This window comes from Mesorhizobium sp. BR1-1-16 (genome assembly GCF_020165495.1).
Classification (GTDB): domain Bacteria; phylum Pseudomonadota; class Alphaproteobacteria; order Rhizobiales; family Kaistiaceae; genus Kaistia.
The window spans coordinates 39,572-57,236 of sequence record NZ_JAIUIE010000013.1 but is presented as its reverse complement, the minus strand read 5'-3'; the positions used below and the strand labels follow the sequence as shown (position 1 = coordinate 57,236).

The following is a 17,665-nucleotide window of genomic DNA, read 5'->3' as shown; positions in this document are numbered from 1 at the left end:
GAGGTGACCATGGCCACGCGCGTCATGCTGCGAGAGGTTCAGAAGCGATATGGCGAAGTCGAGGTCATCCACGGCATCGACTTGACCATCGAGCCGGGCGAGTTCGCCGTCTTCGTCGGGCCTTCAGGATGCGGCAAGTCGACTCTTCTGCGCATGATCGCCGGCCTCGAGCCGATCACCGGCGGCGATCTCCTGATCGACGACCAGCGCATGAACGCCGTTCCCGCCGCCAAGCGCGGCATCGCAATGGTGTTCCAGTCCTATGCGCTCTACCCGCATATGAGCGTCTATCAGAACCTCGCCTTCGGGCTCGAGACGGCGCGGCTGCCCAAGGCCGAGATCGCCACCCGCGTCGCCCGGGCGGCCGAGATCCTGCGCATCGAGCCCTTGCTGAAGCGAAAGCCGAAGCAGCTATCAGGCGGCCAGCGCCAGCGCGTCGCCATCGGTCGCGCCATCGTGCGCGAGCCGCGCATCTTCCTGTTCGATGAACCGCTCTCGAATCTCGATGCCGAGCTGCGCGTCCAGATGCGCGTCGAGATCGCCAAGCTGCACAAGGATCTCGGCAACACCATGATCTATGTGACGCATGATCAGGTCGAGGCGATGACCATGGCCGACAAGATCGTCGTGCTCCGGGCCGGCAATATCGAGCAGGTTGGCGCACCGCTCGATCTCTACAATACGCCGCGCAACCTCTTCGTCGCCGGCTTCATCGGCTCGCCGAAGATGAACATCCTGGACGGACGGGTCGAGGCGGCGGATGGCGCTGGCGCGAAGCTCATTGCCGCCGGGCAGGCGATCGCCCTGCCCCGGCCGCTGCGCGCAGGTGTCGCCGGTGCTGCCGTCTCGGTTGGCGCGCGGCCAGAACATCTGACGATCGCGGCAGGCTCCGGCATTCCCTTTGCCGACGTCACGGTCGATCTCGTCGAGCAACTCGGCGGCCAGACCATGGTCTATGCGACGACTACGGACGGCCAGCCAATGACCATCGCCGTGGACGGCCAGCAGAAGATCGCACTCGGCACGGCTGTAACGGCTTATGTCGATCCGGCGCGCCTGCATGTCTTCGACGCCGACGGCATGGCGATCTGAGTTCGGCTATCCGGCCGCGGCCATCGTGCAGGTTGCCGAGAGGGCATCGATCCCGATCGCCAGGTCATCAATCGTGATCGACTCATCGGGGTGGTGACTGAGGCCGTCCTTGCAGCGGACGAAGATCATCGCGATCGGGGCGATATGCGCCATGTTGAGACCGTCATGGCCGGCGCCGCTGGGCAGTTCGACAACGGTGGGTCCGATTTCAGCCAACACGTCGCGGATGATGCCGGTGAGGCGCGCGTCACAGAGCGTCGCGTCTGTATTGGACGTGACCTCGGTCTCGACACGGAGCCGCCGGTTTTCCGCGATCGCCGCAAACGCCCGAACGATATCCGCAACTGCCGCGCTCTTGCTGCCGTCTTCGAGCGATCGGATATCCAGCGAGAAGGTGACGCTGCCAGCGATGACATTGGTGGCGTTGGGATGGCAACGGATCTGCCCGACCGTCGCAATGCATTGAAACTGCTTGGCGACCCTTTCGACCGCGAGAATGCACTCGCTCGCAGCCACGAGCGAATCCGCCCGCATATCCATCGGAACAGTGCCGGCATGGCCGGCCTTGCCCGAGACCGTGACCTTCGCCCGCAGCGCACCCGCGATCCCGGTAACACAGCCTAGCGCAGCATCGCGACCTTCAAGGATGGGACCCTGCTCGATATGCAGTTCGACATAGGCAAGAGGTGCCTTCTGGCGGCGCGAAGCCTCGGAGATGCGCGCTGGATCGAGACCGAAGGCGATCACGGCCTTTCCAGCCGAAACGCCGTCGATATCGACGCGGGCGGGCCAGTCTGGCGGGACGATGCCCGCCATCGCCATGCTGCCGAGGACGGAGCCACCAAACCGGGTCCCCTCCTCGTCGGCAAAACCCACGATCTCGATCGCAGCCGGCAACCGGCGCGACGCCGAGGCCAATCGTTCGACGACCGCAAGCCCTGCGATGACGCCGAGCGGGCCGTCATAGCGGCCGCCATCGCGAACGGTGTCGAGATGCGAGCCCAGCATGATCGTCGGCGCGTCGACGGAGAGGCCTTCATAGCGGCCGACGACATTGCCCGCCGGGTCGATCGACGCCGTCATGCCGATCTCCCGCATCCAGCCGAGGACGAGCGCGTTCGCCCGTTTCAAGGCCGGCGAGAAGGCGAGCCTGGTGATCCGCCCCGGCTCGTCCGTGCAGGCCGCCAGAGCTTCCAGCCGCCGCCACGCCCGCTGCGCTTCGGATCTATCCGAAACTGACATCCCGGTTCACATCCTTGTAGAGGAGGTAGGCCGAGGTTTCCCAGCCGGTCGGATAGAACAACTGCGGGCAGAACGGCCCCATCCAGATGAAGTCGTCCTTCCAGACCTCGTGCCAGTCCTGGTCGAGAAGATACATGCCCTGCCCCTCCAGCATGTAGAGCCCATGCTCCATGATGTGGGTCTCGACGTCAGGGAAATGCGTGCCCGGCGCGAAGGACAGGATGTTCAGCTCCATGTCGAAGCGCATGTCGCCATAGGGCAGCAGATGCTCCCAAGTGCGCCCCTCGGTGCCGTTGTGGTTGATCTTCTCGAGATCGCTGCGCTTGGAGATGATGAGGTCCGGCGGTGGCAGCCCGATCGACTCATAGGGCTTCTTGATGCCGAGCACCCGCGCCTCGCCGGTGCCGATATTGCGGACGGAGAAGCGGGTATTGGGCGGCAGGAACGCATAGCCTTCCAGATCGAGCCGGCTCGCAGCCCCCTCGACCGTCAGTTCGACGGAGCCCTGCAGCACATAGATCAGGCGCTCCAGCTCGTCAGAGAAAGCCTCCCGCGTGCCGCCGCCTTCAGCGATTTCGAGCACGGCCTGGGCGAAGCGCGCGCCAAGTTGCGGCGCGGCCTGGAAGCGCACTACCGTGCGTTCCCAGCGCGGGAGATAGCTGTCCATGATGCCTTCCGGCGGCATCACGGCATAATTGCGCTTCACCGTGCCGCGCGTATGCCCGAACGCGCCGGGCGCGATGCGGCCGGGCTTCACTTTCATCGATGAGGGATGCATCGGCTCAACCCTTGAAATCGGCCGGCAGCGCGACCGTCATGATGATTTCGACCTGGTCGCCATGCGGCATGACCGACTGCACGAAGGAGCGCACCGGGCCCTTGCCCTCCGGCATCCACTTCGCCCAGACGGCGTCGAATTCCGGCTTGCGGCCATGATCGGTCACGATCACCTCGGCGCGCACGATGCGGCTGCGATCAAGGCCATAAGACTTGAGATAGCGGTCGATGACGCCGAGCGCATTTTCCGCCTGCTGCGGCAGGTCGAGCGTCAGGTCCTCGGAGGTCGCGACGCACCACAGGAGACCGCCGCCACCCGGAAAATGATAGATGGCGTTCTTCGATTTCGTCGGCATCTCGTCGATCGGGACGCGGGTGATGTCGTTCATGGATCAGGTCCTTGCGAGGGTCGCGGTGGAGGCGTCGAAGCCGTTGGCGAGATGCCCGGTCGGAGTGGCGATGGCGTAGGGGCCGCGGGCCAGGAACGCACCGCTGCCTTCCGCGCCTATCACCTCGTCGTCACGCATCACCACTTCGCCGCGCCGCAGAGTGACGACCGGCCAGCCTGTCACCTCGCGGCCCTCATAAGGGGTGTAGTCAACCGCGTGGTGGAGGTCGGCATTCCTGATGGTCCTGGTCTTCGCCGGATCCCACAGAACGATGTCGGCGTCGGCGCCGGGCACGATCGCGCCTTTCCGGCCTTCGAGGCCGAAGAGCCGCGCCGGATTGGTCGCGGTCAGGGCCACGAAGGTCGGCAGGTCGATGTTGCCGTTCACCACGCCTTCCGAGAACAGGAGCGGCATCCGCGTGCCGACGCCCGGAACGCCGTTTGGAATGTCGCGGAACGACGCGTCGCGGCCGTTCATGTCCTTGGCGAAGGTGCCGGTGAAGTTGAAGGCGCTATGATCCGAAGAGACGACATCGAGCACGCCGCGCCGCATCATCTCCCACAGGCCCTCGCGATCCTCTACATCGCGCGGCGCAGGGCTGCACATGTATTTCGCGCCCTCGAAATTCTCGCGCGCCATGTCGGCGGCGCTGATCGCAAAATATTGCGGGCAGGTCTCGCCCCAGACCTTCAACCCGCGCAGCTTGGCCCGCGCGATCTCCTCGGCGACCTCAGCGCAGGAGACGTGGAAGACCTGGATCGGCGTGTCGACGAGTTCGGCCAGCGCAATGGCGCGATAGGTCGCCTCGCGTTCCACCACCTTCGGCCGCGACCAGGCATGGTATTTCGACGCCGTCAGCCCCGCCGCGAGCAGCTGTTCGGTCAGCCAGCCGATGGCGTCGTAGTTTTCGCAATGCACGACCGTCATCGCGCCTTCGCGCCGTGCGGCGGCCAGAACCTTCAGATATTGCCGGTCGTCGAGCCGCGCGGCGTCATAGGTCAGGAACACCTTGAGGCTGCGAATGCCCGAGGCCACGATGGCCGGAATCTCCGCGATCACCTCGTCGCTGGGGTCGGTGATGATCTGGTGGAAGCTGTAATCGATGATCGAGCGGCGCCCGCGCCGGAGCGTTTCCGCCAGCACCTCCCGGATCGGCTCGCCCTTGAACTGGGCGACGAAAGAGATTGCCGAGGTCGTGCCGCCGCGCAGCGCCGACTGGCTGCCGCTGAAGAAGCTCTCGGCGCCATATCCCATCCCCGGTTCGACCTGATCGAGATGGCAATGGGTGTCGACGCCGCCCGGCATGACCAGCAGGCCGCCGGCATCGATTTCCTTTGGCGCGCGCAGGCCGTCGCCGACGGCCGCGATGGTCTCACCGCGGATCGCCACATCGGCGCGGAAGGTTTGCGTCGCGGTGACGACGGTGCCGCCGCGGATCACCAGATCATAGTCGTCCTGCATCACGCGGTCCTTTCCAGCGGGGCGGTGTGGAAGTCGATTTCAAGCTTCAGCGCATGGCGAAAGCTCGCCGCTAGCTGCGGCTCCAGCGCCGGGTCGGCGGCGTCGATCTGCCGGCGCAGCCAGTCGGCCTGCGCCAGGAATTCGGGCTCCGCATGGAGATCGACCCAGCGCCTCAGCACGAGGTTGGAAATCTTGCATTTTGCAGCGCGGCTGCACCAGGTCGCGTACATCCATTCGGCCGCCAGCATGATGGCGACACCATCGAGATAATTGCCTTCGGCCGCGATCTTCAGCATGCCATTGCGGAAGGTGAGAACCGAGGGCGGCATCGCCTTGGCGCGCTCTCCGGCCGTGATGCCCAACTGGTCGAAGGTCGCCTCGAAATAGCCGATCTGCTCGACGGCCAAGGCCTGAAGCACGCCGGCCAGCCAGCGCCGCTCCTCAAGGCCCGGAGCCTTCACCAGCATGTGACCGAAGATCAGCATCGCCGTTTCGACGAAGTCGCATTCGTAGATCAGATAGGCGCGGAACTCCTCGTCGGAGAGGCTGTCGGCCTCGATCGCGGCGACGAACGGGTGCGCCTGCATGGCGTCCCAGGCAACCTGGCCTGCGCTGCGGATGCGGTCTGAAAGCGGGGGATTCACTGGGGTCACGGACAATTCCTCAGGCGGCCGGCCGGATGGCGTGGACCTTGTTCATGAAGGCTTCGACGCGGTCTCGCTCGACCGGATTCCACCAGACGCCATCGACCTTCAATGCGCTGGCGATGATCAGGCCATCCAGCAGCGGCAGCATCGTGCCGACATTGTCGGGCGTGACGCCGCTGCCGACCAGAAGCGGCAGGCTTGTCGCATCGCGCATCGTCTGGATCTCGTCGAGCGCTGCGGCGTCGCCGGTCCGCTGACCGGTGCAGATCACGGCGTCGGCGTCGAAGAACGCGACATCGCGCACCAGTTCCGTCACCGACCGGTCGGCAACGATCGCGTGCGAGCCGTGCTTCACATGAGCGTCGGCGAAGATCGCCACATCCTCGGCAGCGATCGCGGCGCGATAACGAAGCGCCGACGCAGCTTCCCCCTCGACGAAGCCCTCATTGGCGACATAGGCATTGGCCCACTGATTGACGCGGACGAAGGCGGCACCGGCCGTCTTGGCGATCGCCAGAGCCGGGCGCGCCGCATTGGCAAGGACGTTGATGCCGAGCGGGACATCCGTGCGCTGCCGGATTCGGTCTGTGATGACAGCAAGACCGGCAGCCACTTCATAGCCAATATCGCCCGGTTTCACGAACGGGATATCGCCGTGATTCTCGATGATCAAGCCATCGACACCGCCATCGATGTAATTCATCGCGTCGGTAACAGCGGCATCTATACTATACTTGAAATCATCACGCTTGTATCGCGGAGATCCAGGCATAGGCGGACAATGCACAACACCAATTATAACTTGTGTGCGTCCAAAAATCTTGTTGATGACATTTTTTTCTTTGCTAGATATCTTGGACATTGCATTCTCTTCGAGGTGTCATCTCATGCTTTTGGTGTTGGGCAACGCAACGGTCGACGAGGCCATGAAGGTCGAGGTCTGGCCGGCGCCGGGCCAGACGATCATCGCCGGCGCTCCGCAGCGCGACCTCGGAGGCAAGGGCGCCAACCAGGCGATCGTTGCGGCGCGTGCCGGTGCCGATGTCCGCTTCGTGGCTGCCATCGGCGATGATGCCGACGGCCGCTGGGTGGCTGATGCGCTGTCTGCTGAAGGGCTTGATGTCGATGATCTCCTGACGGTCGCCACCGCGACGGACCGTTCGATGATCTTCATCGATCCTGCCGGCGAGAACGCCATCGTCAGCACCGTTGATGCGAGCCGCTCCATCAAAGCCACGACAGCCGAAGCGCTGGTGGCGAGCCTGCGCCCCGGCGACCAGATGCTGATGCAGGGCAACCTGTCGCTCGACGCCACCCGGGCAGGCTTCGCCGCTGCGCACCGCGCCGGCATCAGCAGTCTGTTCAATCCGTCGCCTCTGCATGCCGGCCATGCCCAGTTGCTGCCGATGGTCGACATGCTTGTCGTCAATGAGGGCGAGGCTCGGTCGCTCAGCCAGGAGACGTCGGCCGAGACCTCGGCGCAGGCGTTGCGCAACGCCGGCGTCGGCTCGGTCATCGTCACGCTTGGCGGTCGCGGGGCCCTGCTGTGCGACGCCAGCGGCCTGCATCACGTATCCGCCAACGCGGTCGAAGTCGTCGACACGACGGGCGCAGGCGATACGTTCATGGGTGTTCTGGCGGCGGCGCTGTTCGCGCACCGGCTCGACGCCATCGACGCCCTCGAGGCAGCCGGACGCGCGGCGGCGATCACGGTGCAGCGCGCGGGTACGCTGTCGTCCTTCCCGTCCCGAAGTGAGATCGAAGCCATCCTCAAGACGGTTGCGCCGGCCTAGGGCGGATCGACCGTCACTCCTCATCGCCACGCGCGACAGTCCCGCAACGACAGTGGAGAGCCCTCCGAGGCGACGATCAGCGGTCATGACAGCATCAAGCCATTACCGCGATGAGAAGACGCTGCGGGGATTGTCCACCAGCAGCGTGCGGATGGCGTCTTCCGAGACACCATGGCGGCGCAATCGCGGCACGAAATGGCGCAGGATGTAGCCATAGCCGTTGCCGCCGTAACGGGTCAGCATCATCTTGATGAACACGTCATGCGACAGCAGCACGCGGTCGCCATAGCCGCGCGCGATCAGCTTGACTATCGCCTCGCTCGCCTGATCGTCGCTCGGGCACTGCACCTGCTGGTCGGCATAGAAATAGTCCATGCCGATCATGTCGTATTCGACGAAGGCGCCGCGCGCCGCGATCTCGCTCTGATAGCCGATGTCGTCATGCGACGGGTTCATGTGGCAGAGCACCGTGTGCCTCAAGTCGCCGCCCTCGGCCGCAACGATGTCCAGCACCTTGTGGCCAAACCGCAGCCAGCCCGGCAGATGCACCATCAACGGCAACCCGGTCCGTGTCTGGGCGCGGGCGGCGCCGCGCAGCGATTTCTCCTCGTCGGCAGTGAAGGCCGCCGACACGCCGATCTCGCCGATGATGCCGATTTTGACGTCGGTTCCCTCAGCACCGACCGTCGCCTCGCGCACGATCTCGTCTGCGATCTCGTCGACAGACATGGCCGCGACCTTCGCCGGATGCGACCCGGCGAGGTAGAAGCCCGCGCCCATGACGACATTGAGACCGGACGCCTCGGAGATACGCCTGAGCGCCAGCGGGTCGCGGCCGATGCCCTGACAGGTCGGCTCGACAACCGTGCGCCCGCCTTGGCTCGCGAAATCCTTGAGTTCGACGATCGCCAGCGGCTCGTCGTCGAGCCGGATATTGTCCTTGTTGACGAACGGGTCCTGTCGTAGCTCGCTCAGAATCTCGATGCAGACGAAACGGGTTGCCAGATGCTCCCGCTCCGGCGTCTTCGGCGCATGCCACCAGCATGAGCAGTCATTGAGGATGTGCTCATGCATCAGTGTGACGCCAAGCGCATCCGCGGAAATGGGCCCGGTCACGGTCATGACCTGACCGGACCCGATATGCGCGACAGAAAGCTCGCTCATTGCGAAGAACCCTCAGCTCTTGCGCCGGACGCTGCCGACCTGGTCGAAGATGCGGGTGTTCACCCAGATGGCGATCAGGATGATCGCGCCGGTCACAATCTGCGTGTAGAAGGCGTCGATCTTCGAGAGGATCAGGCCGTTGCTGATGACCGAGATGGTCAGCGCGCCCATGACGGTGCCGACGATCGTCCCGCGGCCGCCCATCAGCGACGTGCCGCCGAGCACCACCGCCGCGATCACGTCAAGCTCGGTGCCAACGGCCGCGTTGGACGAGCCGGAGCCCAACCGCGCCGCCACCACGAGCGCGGCCAGCGCCGCGGCGACACCGCTCCAGACATAGACCGACGCGACGACGCGACGCGCTGGAATGCCGACGCGGCGCGCCGCCTCGGCATTGGCGCCGACGGCGCAGACATGGCGGCCATAGACCGTGAAGTTCAGCACGATGAAGCCGAGCAGCGCCACCGCCAGCCCCATCAGCGCAGGCGAAGGGATGCCGAACAGCGTGCCGCGCCCGATGCTAAGAAACACGCCCGGCGGAATGAGGATCGAGAAGCCGCCGGTCAGCACCAGCGCGATGCCGCGGATGGCCGAGAGCCCGGCCAGGGTGACGATGAAGGCCGGTATGCGCTGATAGGCGACGAAATAGCCCTGGAAGAGGCCAATCACCGCGCCGAGCCCCAGCATCAGCACGGAGACCACCGGCCAGTCCCAGCCGGCGCGCAGTAGTAGCGCTGCGGACGCGTTGACGAGGGCAATGATCGAGCCGACCGAAAGATCGATGCCGCCGGTGGTGATCACGAAGGTCATCGCCACGGCGACGATCAGCGTCGGCGCGGCCTGGCGCAGCAGATTGAGCAAATTGCCGGGCGACAGGAACACGTCGTTGATCGAGGTGAAGAGTGCGCAGCAGGCGATCAGGAAGACCGCGATCGACAGCACATGCGCGTGGTTCTCGAAGAAGTCCCGCAGATGCGAGCCCCGCTGGCGTTCGGTATAGAGCGTCATCAGCGGTGCCCCTCTCCAACGATCAGGCGGACGATGTCTTCGAGATTGGTCTCGGCGATCGCGCGCTCCGCGACCTTGGTGCCCTCGTACATGACGGCGATGCGGTCGCAGACGCGGAAGAGGTCCTGCAGCCGGTGCGTGATCAGAACGACGGCGACGCCCTTGGCCTTCAGCCGGCCGATCAGGGCCAGCACGGCCTCGACCTCGGCCACGGCGAGCGCCGATGTCGGCTCGTCGAGAATGAGGATATTCGGATCGAACGATGCCGAGCGCGCAATGGCGATGGACTGGCGCTGACCGCCCGAGAGCTGCGCGACTTTCATTGCGGTGTTCGGAATTCGGATCTCGAGCTTGCGCAGCATCTCCTGCGCGCCACGCTGCATCGCCTGCTTGTCGAGGAACGGACCCTTCCTGATCTCGCGGCCGAGATAGAGATTGCCGGCGACATCGATCGTGTCGCAGAGGCTGAGGTCCTGATAGACCATCTCGACGCCGTAGCCGCGCGCCTCGGCCGGGCCGGAATAGCTGATCGCCTTGCCGTCGAGCTCGATCGTCCCGGCATCCGGCAGATAGGTTCCGGCGAGGATCTTGGTGAAGGTCGACTTGCCGGCGGCATTGTCGCCGACGAGGCCGAGGCATTCACCCGGCCACAGATCGAGATCGACGCCGCGCAGCGCCTCGATCGAACCGAAGCTCTTGCGGATGCCGCGGACGCGCATCCGAGGTCGGACCGGAGGGGTACCGGAGGCGGCCGAAGCCGCCTCCGTGACGTTGAGCGCGCTCATTTGAACTGCGCGCGGAAGGCGTCGACATTCTCCTTCGTGACGATCGTCACGGGCACCTTGATTTCCTTCTCCACGGTGCCGCCGCCGGCAAGCGTCACCAGCGCCTCGACGGCCTTCTTGCCTTCGAGGAAGGGATCCTGCTGCACCACGCCGACGAGGAAACCCTGGTCGATCGCCGCGATCGCCTGGGCGCTCAGGTCCCAGCCGAACAGCTTGATCTTGTCGGTGCGGCCCTGGCTTTCGGCAGCGGCGACCGCGCCCACCAAGGCAGGCTCACCGGTCGCGTAGAGGGTCTGCAGATCAGGATTGCCCGTCAGGAGGTTCTCGGCGGCGGCCAGCGCCTGATCCTGGATGTTGCGGCCGTCGACGACACCGACGCTGGTGGCGACGCCGGCTGCGTTCACGACCTCGTCGAAGCCCTTCTGGCGCAGGTTCTGGAGGTCCGAGTTCAGGGCGCCGACACTGCCGAGCGTCGCCTTGCCGCCCATGTTCTTCTTGACGTAGTCGACATAGAACTCGCCGATCATCTTGCCGGCGGTGTAGCTGTCGACCGAGATCTGCGTCTTCTGAGGACCTTCCGGAAGCACGCCGTCCACCGCCACGACCGGAATGCCGGCCTCGGAGGCAGAGCGGACGGCGGGCATGACGCCGTTCTGGTCGACCGAAACGATGATGATGCCGTCGACCTTCTGCTGGATATAGGTATCGAAGGCGCTGTCCTGCGCCTGCGCCGAATTGTTGGCGTCGAACACCAGCAGTTCATCGCCCGCAGCCTTGGCCGCTTCCTGGGCGCCACGGGTGATGTCGGTGAAAAACGACACCTGCTGGTTATACTGGATGAGCGCGAAGGTCTTGCCGGCGGCACTGGCGCCGGTTGCCGTCAGGGCGACGAGGATCGTCGAGGCCGCGAGAGCTCTGAGTTTCGACTTCATGATGTTATTCCCCTCTGTTAGGTGATCTGCGCTTGGTGGCAGCTGCTTTTCTGCCCGCCGGATGGGCCACCGATCCCCGCAGGATCAGTTCGACGGGCAGGTACTCGATGACGCTGTCGATATCCTCGCCCTTGAGGCCGCGGATCAGGAGGTCGACGGCGCGCCGCCCCATCATCTCCACCGGCTGCCGGATCGACGTCAGTGGCGGATCGAACAGGACGAAGGGCGCGATATCGTCGAAGCCGATCACGGAAAGGCGGTCGGGCACGCGAATTCCGTCGCGCCGAAAGATTTCCAGCGCGCCGATCATGATCTCGTCGCTGGACACGAGCACGGCGGTCGCCTCGCTGCCCGAGGACAGGAATCGCGCGGCACAGGCGCGGCCATGCTCGGGCGAATAGGCACCGAAGAAAGCATCGCGAATGGCGACATCCTGGCCAGACTCGGCAATTGCCCGGCGAATACCGGCCAGACGGGCCTCCGTGCTGCGCATCGCCTGCGGCCCGCCGAAGAACGAGATCGAGCGATGCCCCATCTCGATCAGATGGCGGCCGGCGAGATAGCCGCCCTGCTCATTATCGCTGAAGACCCGAGGGCCGATGACGCCAGCCACGTCCTCGTCGAGGATAACGACGCCGCGACTGCTCGCATTGATCGGATCGCGCAGGCTGCCGTCGTCGGCATGGTTGCTGACGAAGATGATGCCATCGACGGCGCTGCCGCTGAGCCTGGCGATATACTCGCGCTCGCGCTGCAATGTGTTCAGCGACGCGCACAGCGTCAACGCGTAACCCTGCTGGGCCGCCTCGCGCTCGACCGCCGCGGCGAGCCTGGCGAAATACGGGTTCGCGATATCCGGCACGACGAGCGCCAGCGTCTCGGAGCGGCCGAGCGACAGGTTCCGCGCATGCGGGTTGGGCGTGTACTCGTGCTCGGCGACCGCCCGCCGGATCCGCGCCGCGGTTTCTGCCGGAAGCTGCAGGCGGTTGTTGAGGAAGCGCGACACCGTAGCAACCGACACCTCAGCGGTGCGGGCGACATCGGATAATCGGGCGACCTTGGTGCTCATAAACAGCCAGTCCTACGTAACCGGTTTACAAGAGCCTCACGCTAACATCGTCGCGACCAAAGACAAGCGCGTTGTCAGGATTTTCGAGAGATTCTTGCGCTTCGCGAAGTCTATGATGAAGAATAGAGCAGCATCTGTTCAATTCTCGTGCGTATCGCCCAAGAGTTGAACCCGGTTAAGCGCTTAATCGCCGAAGCAAGCGGCTTCGGCGACTGGAATGCCTCAGGCGCTAGGCGCACCAGCGCGCGACGGCGATGGCGATGGCCTTGGTGCACTCGACCAGATCGCTGACCGCGAGATGCTCGTTCGCCTGATGGGCCTGGGTCGGATCGCCCGGCCCGAAATTGATCGTCGGCGTCTGCCCAAGTCCGCCCGGCAGCCCGATATCTGAATGAGGACCGAAGCCCGCCAGTACCGGCGACAGCCCAGTGGCCGCGCAGGCGCCCTGCATCGTCTGCACGAACGGGTGCTCGGCCGGCACTTCGGCGCAGTCGGCGTCGAGGATCCATTCGATGCGAGCCGGATGGGCGCGGAGATAGGGATCGGCCTGACAGACGAAGGCGATATGCTCCTCGATCTCGCGCTTGACGTGGCCGCCGAGCCCGAACTCGTCCTTCTCGCTCGGCAGGTATTGCGCGTCGATGACGATCTCGGCCCGGCCTGCGGTCGAGGCCGGATGCTCGCCGGCCTGCATCTGCGTCACCATGATCTGGTTCGGCATATCCATCAGCGGATGCATCTTCTTCGGATCGGTCATCCAGCGCCGGTTGAGAATGTCGATGCCGTCGAGCATCTGGCGGCAGAGCTGGATAGCATCGACGGGCCCCGCCGCGTACCAGGCCTGCGGCGTCAGTTCGGCATGACCGCCGATGCCGTCGACGATGATCCGGCCCCAGACGACGCCATGGCAGAGCGGCGCGATCCGGTTCGCCGTCGGCTCGGTCATGATGCCGGCATCGGCCTTGAAGCCGCGATCGACCATGGCGAGCGAGCCCATGCCGCCGATCTCTTCATCGACCACCGTCGTGAACACCACGTCGCCGGACAGCGATACACCGAGTTCCTTCAGGACCTCGACCGCCATCAGCATGCAGGTGACGCCGCCCTTCATGTCGACCGAACCGCGCCCATAGAGCTTGCCGTCCTGAAGCACCGGCGTGAACGGATCGGTCTTCCAATGCTCGGCCGCGCCGGGCGGCACCACATCGATATGGCCGTTCAGCATGATCGAGCGGCCGCCGCCATTGCCGCGCAGCACGCCACCAAGATTGGGACGGCCGACAAAGGTGCGACCCTTGTTGGCGCCGGGGCGGCCTTTGTATTTTTCATAAAGCGCCGGGCCGTCCGGCTCCCAAAGATCGGTGGTGAAGCCGAGCGCCTCGATGCGTTTCTGGAGATAGAGCTGGCAGTCGCGCTCGCCGGGGCCTGCCTTGGTCGGGTCCGAAAGGACAATCGACGGGAAGCTGACGAGATCGCTCAGCGTCTCGACGATACGGTCGGCGCGCTCCTCGACCCGCTTGGCGATGTTCTGCTCGAGGCTGTCCATTCTCATCTCCGATGTGTCGTCAGGCGGTCGGCAATCAGCACGGCGATCAGCAGGACGCCGACGACGCCCACCTGCCAGACGGTGTTGACGTTGAGGCGCAGCAAGCCTGTCTTGAGCGTCACCAGCAGCAGCACCGCGGCGAGCACGCCGCCGACGCCGCCGCGTCCGCCGACAATGGCGACGCCGCCGAGCATCGCCGCCGTCAGGGATTCCAGCTCGAGGTTCTGCCCGATATTGGGACGACCGCTTCCAAGCCACGCCAGGGAAATGAGGCCGCCGAGCCCGCCCAGCCCGCCGCTGATCATGTAGATCAGCAGGCGGACGCGATCGACCGGGATGCCGACCAGCCGCGCCGAGCGCTCGTTGAAGCCCATCGCGTAGATCCAGCGACCCCACGCGGTCCAAAGGAGCACGATGCCGGCGATGCCGAAGGCGGGCAGCGCGATGGTGATGAAGGGCAGCGGCAGCGACGAGATCGAGCCGCGGCCCCAGGCCAGCATCCAGGCCGGCACGCCGGACATAGCCGCGCCCCCGGTCACTGCGAGTGCCGTGCCGGAATAGATGAACAGCGTGCCGAGCGTGGCGATGAGCGGCAGGATGCGGAGCTTGGTGACGAGCAGGCCGTTGATCGCGCCAAGCGCGAGTCCGATCAGGATGCAGGCCGGCGGCACCAGGACGATCGGCATTCCCGCCTTGAACGCGAGCATGGCCAGCATCGCCGACAGCGAGACGGTCCCGCCGATCGACAGGTCGATGCCGGCCCCGCCGGACAGGATCACCAACGTCTGGCCAAGCGCCACCAGCGACAGGATGGTGGAGAATTGCAGGATGTTGGTCACCGTGCCGGCGTTGAACATCGCCGGGCTCAGCACCGACAATCCGATGATTGTCGCCACCCAGAGTGCCGCGAGGATCGCCAGGATAAGGTTCTGGCCGCGCATTTTGCCGAGCGCGATCATTGCGTGGCGCCCGCAAATTTGAGCTGGAGCCGGCCCGAAAGGCCCTCGATGCTGAGCACTCCGATCAGCAGGGCGCCGGTCACCACCGTCTGCCACAGCGATGGCACGCCGATGAGTAGCAGGCCGTTCTGCAGGATGCGCAGCAGCAGCACGCCGAGAACGGTGCCGAGGAGGCTGCACTTGCCGCCAAGGATGCTGGTGCCGCCGAGCACGACGGCGGCGATCGCGTCGAGCGCCAGCGTGCTGCCGATGGTCATTTCCACATTGCGGTAGGTGCCGATGTAGAACACCGCCGCCACGCCAGCCAGGGTGCCGCTGATGACGAAGGTGGAAAACTGGATGAGCTTGGTATTGACGCCCTGCAGGCGCGCCTTTTCCTCGGAATTGCCGACGGCGAGCAGATGCAGCCCGAACGGGGTGCGCCGCATCGCCAGCCAGATCGCGCCATAGGAGAGCGCGATGACGATGACCGCGATCGGCACGCCGACGAGCCGGACCTGCAGCATCGCGGTCAATGTCGGCGGCAGGCCCGAGAGCCAGGCGCCGCCGAGCGCCAGATAGATGGCCGCCTTGTAGACACCCAACAGGCCGAGCGTGGCGACGATGGCCGGGATGCGGCCAAACACGACGACCGCGCCGGTCACCATGCCGAGCGCCGCACCGGCCAGAATGCCGGCAATGGCGGCCAGCACCGGATCGACTGTCGCGATGAGGAGCCTTCCGATGACGAAGGCAGCGAGGCCCATCACCGTGCCGATCGACACGTCGACACCGCCCATGGCGAGCAGCAGCGACATGCCGAGGCTGATCAGCAGCAGCTCGACGCTGTTGCGGAGGATCGTGACCGCGTTATCCGCGGTCGCGAAGAAGGGGGAGGAGACCGCGAACAGCACGATCGCCAGGACACAGGCCCCGAGCAGGAGCAGTTCGCGGTTTTCGGGCACGGCGCCACGAGGCAGGACTTTGATCATGATCGGGCGCCGTATCCGCTCAGAAGTCGTACTTGTCGACGTTCTCGGCCGTGAAGATCGCCGGCGGCCCGAGCAGCAGGATGCCGGTCGTGGCGTCATAGGTGGCCGGGCTGGTCATGCCGGGAATGGTGTTGCTCGCCTCGAACGGCTTGCCGTCGATCAGCTGCTTGCCAGCCCAGACGGTCAGGTAGCCGAGCTGGGCCGGATCCCACAGCACGGTGAAGCCGAACGCACCGCTCTTGAGGTAAGCGCGCGCGGTGTTCGGGCTGCAATAGCCGGTGGCGGTGATCTGGCCGATCTTGCCGGCGGTCTCGATCGCCTGCGCCACGCCCGGGCAGGTGCTCGAAGCGACGGCGATGATGCCCTTCAGGTCCGGATTGGCAGCCATCAGGTCGGAGCTGACCTGCGCTGCGCGCTGCGCGGTGCTGCCGGCATATTGCGGATCGAGCAGCTTCAGCTTCGGATATTTCGCGGCTGCCCGCTTCTGCATGAAGCCGATCCAGGCATTGAGGTTCGAAGCGGTTGCCTCGCCGGAGACGATACCGACCTTGGCATCCTCGCCAACCCGCTTGACCAGCTCGTCGATGATCGCGTTTCCGAGGCCTTCGTCGGTCGCCTGCGCGACATAGACGAGACGGCCGCTGTCGGGGGCGTCGCTATCGCTCGTGAAGAGCTTCGTGCCCTTGGCCTTGGCGGCTTCCACGACCGGCGCGATGGCCGAAGCGTCGAGGACGCTGACGGCGAGCGCGTTGACGCCCTGATCGATCAGGTTCTGAACGATCTGGAGCTGGTCGACCGGATTGCCATCGACGGGCCCGGAATAGATGAAATCGACGCCGAGGTCCGCCGCGGCCTTCTTGCCGCCGGCTTCCATGGCGTTGAAATAGGGGATGCCGACGATCTGCGGCACGAAAGCCACCTTCGGCTTGTCCTGCGCGAAGGCGGCGCCAACGCCCATTGCGGCGATTGCCGCGGCGGTGGCGAACGTTCTGATCAGGTCTTTCATTCGATTTCCCTCTTTCTGGATGTCGTTATTGCTGGATGTCGTTATTTGGTTTTTTCGAGCGCCCGGACATCCGCATGGGCCCCCGTGATGAACGCGACGATTTCTTCGGGCGTCGTCTCGCTGCGCAGCCGCTCGCCGACCTTTCGGCCTCGCCGGAACACGACCATGCGATCGGCAACCTCGAACACGTCGGCAATGTTGTGGCTGATCAGCACGACCGCGCAGCCCCGGGCCGCGAGGCGGCGGGTGAGTTCGAGCACCTTGCGGGTTTCGGCGACCGCAAGCGCTGCGGTCGGCTCATCCATGATCACCATCCTCGCGTTCAGGTTCAGCGCCCGGCAGATGGCGACGGCCTGGCGCTGGCCGCCTGACAGGCTGCCCACGGCCGCTGTGGGGTCGGAAATATGGGCGTCGAGCTCGACCAGGAGGTCTTCGACGCGCTTCTTCATCTCGGCGCGGCGCAGGAACGGCACGCCGAGCACCGAGCGCTTCAGCTCGCGGCCGAGAAACACGTTCTCCGCGATCGACAGGTTCTCAGACAGCGCCAGTTCCTGGAAGATGGTCGCTATGCCGGAGGCGGCGGCGTCCTTCGGCGAGGCGAAATGCACGGGGCGGCCCTCGACAAGAAGCTCGCCATCGCTCGGCGCATGCGCGCCGGCGAGAACCTTGATGAAGGTCGACTTGCCGGCGCCATTGTCGCCGAGCAGGGCGAGCACCTCGCCGCTGCGGATTTCCAGATCGACACCGGCAAGGGCCGTCAGCGCGCCGAAGCGCTTCGTGATGCCCTTGGCGACGAGGAAGGGTTCGGCCATGGCGATCGGCGC

18 protein-coding genes are annotated in these 17,665 nt (G+C 65.2%); 2 read left to right on the top strand and 16 right to left on the bottom strand.

Features of this window, described 5'->3' with window-relative positions; genetic code table 11:
• Positions 1 to 9 precede the first annotated feature (9 nt).
• Entirely contained in the window at positions 10 to 1,092 is a 1,083-nt protein-coding gene (locus LB518_RS21140) for an ABC transporter ATP-binding protein (RefSeq protein WP_224579801.1), read from the top strand.
• Between the two features lie 6 nt (positions 1,093 to 1,098).
• Here LB518_RS21140 and LB518_RS21135 read toward each other — a convergent pair whose 3' ends face one another.
• The 6 genes from LB518_RS21135 to LB518_RS21110 are packed head-to-tail and all read right to left on the bottom strand — an operon-like array spanning position 1,099 to position 6,470.
• Positions 1,099 to 2,334 (bottom strand): allantoate amidohydrolase, encoded by a 1,236-nt coding sequence (locus LB518_RS21135; RefSeq protein WP_224579800.1) that lies wholly within the window; start codon positions 2,332 to 2,334, stop codon positions 1,099 to 1,101.
• Positions 2,318 to 3,097: a (S)-ureidoglycine aminohydrolase gene (gene allE, locus LB518_RS21130; RefSeq protein WP_224579799.1), complete on the bottom strand. Its 780-nt coding sequence runs from the start codon at positions 3,095 to 3,097 to the stop codon at positions 2,318 to 2,320. Before allE ends, LB518_RS21135 begins: the two co-directional genes overlap by 17 nt.
• A gap of 19 nt (positions 3,098 to 3,116) precedes the next feature.
• Positions 3,117 to 3,500 (bottom strand): Rid family hydrolase, encoded by a 384-nt coding sequence (locus LB518_RS21125; protein ID WP_224579798.1) that lies wholly within the window; start codon positions 3,498 to 3,500, stop codon positions 3,117 to 3,119.
• 3 nt (positions 3,501 to 3,503) lie between these two features.
• On the bottom strand, positions 3,504 to 4,961 hold the full coding sequence (gene hydA, locus LB518_RS21120; RefSeq protein ID WP_224579797.1) for a dihydropyrimidinase: 1,458 nt from the start codon (positions 4,959 to 4,961) through the stop codon (positions 3,504 to 3,506).
• Positions 4,961 to 5,614: a TenA family protein gene (locus LB518_RS21115; protein ID WP_224579796.1), complete on the bottom strand. Its 654-nt coding sequence runs from the start codon at positions 5,612 to 5,614 to the stop codon at positions 4,961 to 4,963. Before LB518_RS21115 ends, hydA begins: the two co-directional genes overlap by 1 nt.
• A gap of 10 nt (positions 5,615 to 5,624) precedes the next feature.
• Positions 5,625 to 6,470, bottom strand: a complete 846-nt coding sequence (locus LB518_RS21110) for a BtpA/SgcQ family protein (protein WP_224579795.1) — start codon at positions 6,468 to 6,470, stop codon at positions 5,625 to 5,627.
• Between LB518_RS21110 and LB518_RS21105 the strand changes: the two genes are divergently transcribed.
• Complete coding sequence (locus tag LB518_RS21105) at positions 6,358 to 7,401, top strand: ribokinase (protein WP_224579794.1); 1,044 nt, start codon at positions 6,358 to 6,360, stop codon at positions 7,399 to 7,401. The two genes, LB518_RS21110 and LB518_RS21105, sit on opposite strands and share 113 nt — an antisense overlap.
• Positions 7,402 to 7,503: 102 nt before the next feature.
• Here the strand turns inward: LB518_RS21105 and LB518_RS21100 are convergent, their stop codons facing one another.
• The 10 genes from LB518_RS21100 to LB518_RS21055 form a co-directional block, all read right to left on the bottom strand.
• The gene (locus tag LB518_RS21100; protein ID WP_224579793.1) at positions 7,504 to 8,565 is read right to left on the bottom strand and encodes a phosphotriesterase family protein; all 1,062 of its coding nucleotides are present in this window, start codon (positions 8,563 to 8,565) and stop codon (positions 7,504 to 7,506) included.
• Between the two features lie 12 nt (positions 8,566 to 8,577).
• Positions 8,578 to 9,573: an ABC transporter permease gene (locus tag LB518_RS21095; protein WP_224579792.1), complete on the bottom strand. Its 996-nt coding sequence runs from the start codon at positions 9,571 to 9,573 to the stop codon at positions 8,578 to 8,580.
• Entirely contained in the window at positions 9,573 to 10,358 is a 786-nt protein-coding gene (locus LB518_RS21090; protein ID WP_224579791.1) for an ATP-binding cassette domain-containing protein, read from the bottom strand. Before LB518_RS21090 ends, LB518_RS21095 begins: the two co-directional genes overlap by 1 nt.
• Entirely contained in the window at positions 10,355 to 11,290 is a 936-nt protein-coding gene (locus LB518_RS21085) for a substrate-binding domain-containing protein (RefSeq protein WP_224579790.1), read from the bottom strand. The genes LB518_RS21090 and LB518_RS21085 overlap by 4 nt, the downstream gene beginning before the upstream one ends.
• Positions 11,291 to 11,294: 4 nt before the next feature.
• On the bottom strand, positions 11,295 to 12,359 hold the full coding sequence (locus LB518_RS21080) for a LacI family DNA-binding transcriptional regulator (RefSeq protein ID WP_224579789.1): 1,065 nt from the start codon (positions 12,357 to 12,359) through the stop codon (positions 11,295 to 11,297).
• 229 nt (positions 12,360 to 12,588) lie between these two features.
• A complete protein-coding gene (locus LB518_RS21075) occupies positions 12,589 to 13,905 on the bottom strand; it encodes a M20 family metallopeptidase (RefSeq protein ID WP_224579788.1) in 1,317 nt (438 codons plus the stop codon).
• A 2-nt stretch (positions 13,906 to 13,907) separates the two neighbouring features.
• On the bottom strand, positions 13,908 to 14,864 hold the full coding sequence (locus LB518_RS21070; RefSeq protein ID WP_224579787.1) for an ABC transporter permease: 957 nt from the start codon (positions 14,862 to 14,864) through the stop codon (positions 13,908 to 13,910).
• Positions 14,861 to 15,835, bottom strand: coding sequence for an ABC transporter permease (locus LB518_RS21065; RefSeq protein WP_224579786.1), 975 nt, complete (start codon positions 15,833 to 15,835; stop codon positions 14,861 to 14,863). The genes LB518_RS21070 and LB518_RS21065 overlap by 4 nt, the downstream gene beginning before the upstream one ends.
• Before the next feature lie 19 nt (positions 15,836 to 15,854).
• The gene (locus tag LB518_RS21060) at positions 15,855 to 16,841 is read right to left on the bottom strand and encodes an autoinducer 2 ABC transporter substrate-binding protein (RefSeq protein WP_224579785.1); all 987 of its coding nucleotides are present in this window, start codon (positions 16,839 to 16,841) and stop codon (positions 15,855 to 15,857) included.
• Positions 16,842 to 16,882: 41 nt separating this feature from the next.
• Positions 16,883 to 17,653, bottom strand: coding sequence for an ATP-binding cassette domain-containing protein (locus LB518_RS21055; protein ID WP_224579784.1), 771 nt, complete (start codon positions 17,651 to 17,653; stop codon positions 16,883 to 16,885).
• Positions 17,654 to 17,665: the final 12 nt, after the last annotated feature.

What these genes read in the sequence shown, in the direction of transcription:
- LB518_RS21140 (WP_224579801.1), top strand. Translation starts at nt 10, where the DNA reads ATGGCCACGCGCGTCATGCTGCGAGAGGTTCAGAAGCGATATGGCGAA.
- LB518_RS21135 (WP_224579800.1), bottom strand. Translation starts at nt 2,334, where the DNA reads ATGTCAGTTTCGGATAGATCCGAAGCGCAGCGGGCGTGGCGGCGGCTG.
- allE (WP_224579799.1), bottom strand. Translation starts at nt 3,097, where the DNA reads ATGAAAGTGAAGCCCGGCCGCATCGCGCCCGGCGCGTTCGGGCATACG.
- LB518_RS21125 (WP_224579798.1), bottom strand. Translation starts at nt 3,500, where the DNA reads ATGAACGACATCACCCGCGTCCCGATCGACGAGATGCCGACGAAATCG.
- hydA (WP_224579797.1), bottom strand. Translation starts at nt 4,961, where the DNA reads ATGCAGGACGACTATGATCTGGTGATCCGCGGCGGCACCGTCGTCACC.
- LB518_RS21110 (WP_224579795.1), bottom strand. Translation starts at nt 6,470, where the DNA reads ATGTCCAAGATATCTAGCAAAGAAAAAAATGTCATCAACAAGATTTTT.
- LB518_RS21100 (WP_224579793.1), bottom strand. Translation starts at nt 8,565, where the DNA reads ATGAGCGAGCTTTCTGTCGCGCATATCGGGTCCGGTCAGGTCATGACC.
- LB518_RS21095 (WP_224579792.1), bottom strand. Translation starts at nt 9,573, where the DNA reads ATGACGCTCTATACCGAACGCCAGCGGGGCTCGCATCTGCGGGACTTC.
- LB518_RS21090 (WP_224579791.1), bottom strand. Translation starts at nt 10,358, where the DNA reads ATGAGCGCGCTCAACGTCACGGAGGCGGCTTCGGCCGCCTCCGGTACC.
- LB518_RS21085 (WP_224579790.1), bottom strand. Translation starts at nt 11,290, where the DNA reads ATGAAGTCGAAACTCAGAGCTCTCGCGGCCTCGACGATCCTCGTCGCC.
- LB518_RS21080 (WP_224579789.1), bottom strand. Translation starts at nt 12,359, where the DNA reads ATGAGCACCAAGGTCGCCCGATTATCCGATGTCGCCCGCACCGCTGAG.
- LB518_RS21075 (WP_224579788.1), bottom strand. Translation starts at nt 13,905, where the DNA reads ATGGACAGCCTCGAGCAGAACATCGCCAAGCGGGTCGAGGAGCGCGCC.
- LB518_RS21070 (WP_224579787.1), bottom strand. Translation starts at nt 14,864, where the DNA reads ATGATCGCGCTCGGCAAAATGCGCGGCCAGAACCTTATCCTGGCGATC.
- LB518_RS21065 (WP_224579786.1), bottom strand. Translation starts at nt 15,835, where the DNA reads ATGATCAAAGTCCTGCCTCGTGGCGCCGTGCCCGAAAACCGCGAACTG.
- LB518_RS21060 (WP_224579785.1), bottom strand. Translation starts at nt 16,841, where the DNA reads ATGAAAGACCTGATCAGAACGTTCGCCACCGCCGCGGCAATCGCCGCA.
- LB518_RS21055 (WP_224579784.1), bottom strand. Translation starts at nt 17,653, where the DNA reads ATGGCCGAACCCTTCCTCGTCGCCAAGGGCATCACGAAGCGCTTCGGC.